Below are 2764 nucleotides of genomic sequence, written 5' to 3'. Positions count from 1 at the left end.
AGAGATTGCGACCCAAAGATTTACGAATTGTGATATTACGATTGACGACCTTCAAGAAATCGAGATACTTCAGAATAGGAAAAATCTCGGTAAAGGTGAATTATCATCTATCGTATTTGCAAAAAAAACACGACAGGCTTTTTTGACTGATGACAAAAAGGCCAGAGTGTTGGCTCAAAAAGTACTTGGAAACGAATTCGTACAGACCACGCCGCATTTAGTTGGTTTTTGTTTTTATAAGAGATATCTCGTTGATAGTGATTTTAATCTCCTAATTGCGGAACATCAGGCATCTTTAACAAGTAGCTGGGGAGATCTTAGCCGCTTCTTTAAAGAAGCTTATGAGGAGAGTCTTAGGATAGGGTTAATAGAAAGACAGACCTTATGAAATGTCGGATAAACTCCCAATTTTACTTATCCATCGAACATTCACTTAATAAGGTTATGGGCAGTCATGACGGCTTAATGCTTACTCCTACTTTCTATTTTTGGGCGGAATCAATTATCGAACCACTCGATGAAACGAAGCTGTGAAGCTGATATACAGCATGGACGCAGTTTTTTACGAAAATAAAAATGGACAAACCGAAGGAATTTTCAATTTGTCCATCTTAGTGCCCAGAACTGGATTCGAACCAGCACATCCTTGCGAACGCTGCGACCTGAACACAGTGCGTCTACCAATTTCGCCATCTGGGCATCGCATGTCCCCGTAAAGGGATTGCAAAAGTAAACACTTTTTTAAACTAACCAAATTTTTTTTCAGCGCATAAAAAAACGACGCCCGTTACAGGCGCCGTTACTACTAAATTTATACAGCTACATTGAACTCACGCAACGTGTCGTTCAGGCTGGTCTTCAGGTCTGTGGAGGCTTTACGCTGACCAATGATCAGTGCACAGGACACCTGGTATTCGCCGGCTGGGAATTTCTTGGTATAGGTACCAGGAATTACCACGCTGCGCGCAGGTACACGGCCCTTGTATTCAACAGGCTCGCTGCCGCTCACATCAATGATCTTGGTCGATTGGGTCAGTACCACGTTAGCGCCCAGTACCGCTTCTTTTTCCACGATAACGCCTTCCACTACTATACAACGGGAACCCACAAAGCAGCCGTCTTCAATGATCACCGGGCTGGCCTGTAAGGGTTCCAGTACACCGCCAATACCAACGCCGCCACTCAGGTGCACGTTTTTACCGATCTGCGCGCAGGAGCCTACAGTGGCCCAGGTATCTACCATGGTGCCTTCATCTACAAAAGCGCCGATGTTAACATAAGATGGCATCAGGATGCAGCCTTTCGCAATGTAGGCGCCATAACGGGCTATCGCGTGGGGAACTACTCTTACGCCAAGGTCTTTATAGTTCGATTTCAATCTCATTTTATCATAGAACTCAAACGGAGGTAACTCCATTGTTTCCATTGGCTGAATGGAGAAGTACATTAAAATTGCCTGCTTCACCCACTCGTTCACCTGCCAGCCGTTCTCTGTAGGAGCCGCAACTCTCAGATGTCCTTTATCTACCGCTTCTATTACCGCCTTAACCGCATCTGTGTACTGTGTTTCCTGTAACAGGCTGCGATCAGCCCAGGCAGCCAGTATTTGTTGTTGTAATTCCATTTTTTTTATTTTTTGCAAACATAATAAGTAGAAAATGAAATTACGAATTAGCGGGAGGTATTTCCGGAAATCTTGTCAGATATACCCGATTCGCCGTCTGTAATCCTTAATTTTGCCTTTTGTGGAAGAAACTACTTTATGAAAATAGGATTCGATGCCAAACGCGCGTTCCAGAACGACACAGGTCTCGGGAATTATAGCCGTACCCTGATATCATCTCTGGCAAAGGATTTTCCGGAAGATGAATATTACCTGTTCGCACCTAAGCAAACCGGTATGTACGATCTCGCCGCCCTGCCGGATGTGAAAGTAGTAGTGCCGCAACAACCGCTGTATCGCTGGTTTAAGTCCGCCTGGCGCAGCCGTTTTGTGGTAAAAGACCTGTTGCGTTATAACATCGGCATTTATCACGGCCTTAGTCATGAACTGCCCTTTGGTATCCACAAAAGCGGCATCAGGTCGGTAGTTACCATGCACGATCTTATTTTTGAAAGATACCCGGAACAATATAATCCCATCGATGTAATCACATACCGGCGCAAAGCCCGCTATGCCTGCCGGGAGGCCGACAGGGTAGTGGCTATCAGCGAACAAACAAAGCAGGACCTGGTCACTTACTACCAAACGCCGGCCCATAAGATCGACGTGGTATACCAAAGCTGCGATCCCGCTTTTGCTGTTACGTATCCCGATGATGATATTGCTGAAATGGGCGCGAAATACCGCTTGCCTTCACAATATTTCCTGTACGTAGGTTCGCTGATCGAACGGAAGAACCTGTTGGGCATTGTAACGGCCATGAATACACTAAAAGGCACACTGGATGTACCTTTGGTAGTGCTGGGCAATGGCAGTGCCTATAAAAAGAAAGTAAAGACATACCTGGAAGAAAACGGACTCACACAGCAGGTGGTTTTTCTCAACGAACAGGTACGTATTAAAAACAGTGAATTGCCACTCCTGTACCAGGGCGCGCTGGCGCTCATTTATCCTTCTTTTTTTGAAGGATTCGGCATTCCCATCCTGGAGGCTTTGTGGAGCCGCACACCGGTCATCACCTCCCGGGGATCCTGCTTTGCAGAAACAGCCGGGGATGCCGCCCTCTATGTAGATCCGCAGGACCCTGTATCTATAGCGGAT

At 46.1% G+C, this 2764-nt stretch carries 3 protein-coding genes and 1 tRNA gene; 2 read left to right on the top strand and 2 right to left on the bottom strand.

The genetic code is table 11. The features are described 5' to 3' along the window. Positions 1 to 388 (top strand): hypothetical protein (locus VN105_RS12830; protein ID WP_325641451.1); only part of this gene is annotated, 388 nt, incomplete at its 5' end. 227 nt (positions 389 to 615) lie between these two features. Here VN105_RS12830 and VN105_RS12825 read toward each other — a convergent pair. Then, positions 616 to 699: transfer RNA gene (locus VN105_RS12825), tRNA-Leu, on the bottom strand. 112 nt (positions 700 to 811) lie between these two features. Continuing rightward, complete coding sequence (locus VN105_RS12820) at positions 812 to 1624, bottom strand: 2,3,4,5-tetrahydropyridine-2,6-dicarboxylate N-succinyltransferase (RefSeq protein ID WP_325641449.1); 813 nt, start codon at positions 1622 to 1624, stop codon at positions 812 to 814. 138 nt (positions 1625 to 1762) lie between these two features. Here VN105_RS12820 and VN105_RS12815 point away from each other — a divergent pair. Continuing rightward, on the top strand, positions 1763 to 2764 hold a 1002-nt coding region (locus VN105_RS12815), incomplete at its 3' end, for a glycosyltransferase family 1 protein (RefSeq protein ID WP_325641447.1).

Origin of the sequence: Chitinophaga sp. (assembly GCF_035564935.1) — a bacterium.
Lineage (GTDB): Bacteria > Bacteroidota > Bacteroidia > Chitinophagales > Chitinophagaceae > Chitinophaga.
This window is presented reverse-complemented; position numbering and strand designations above follow the sequence as displayed.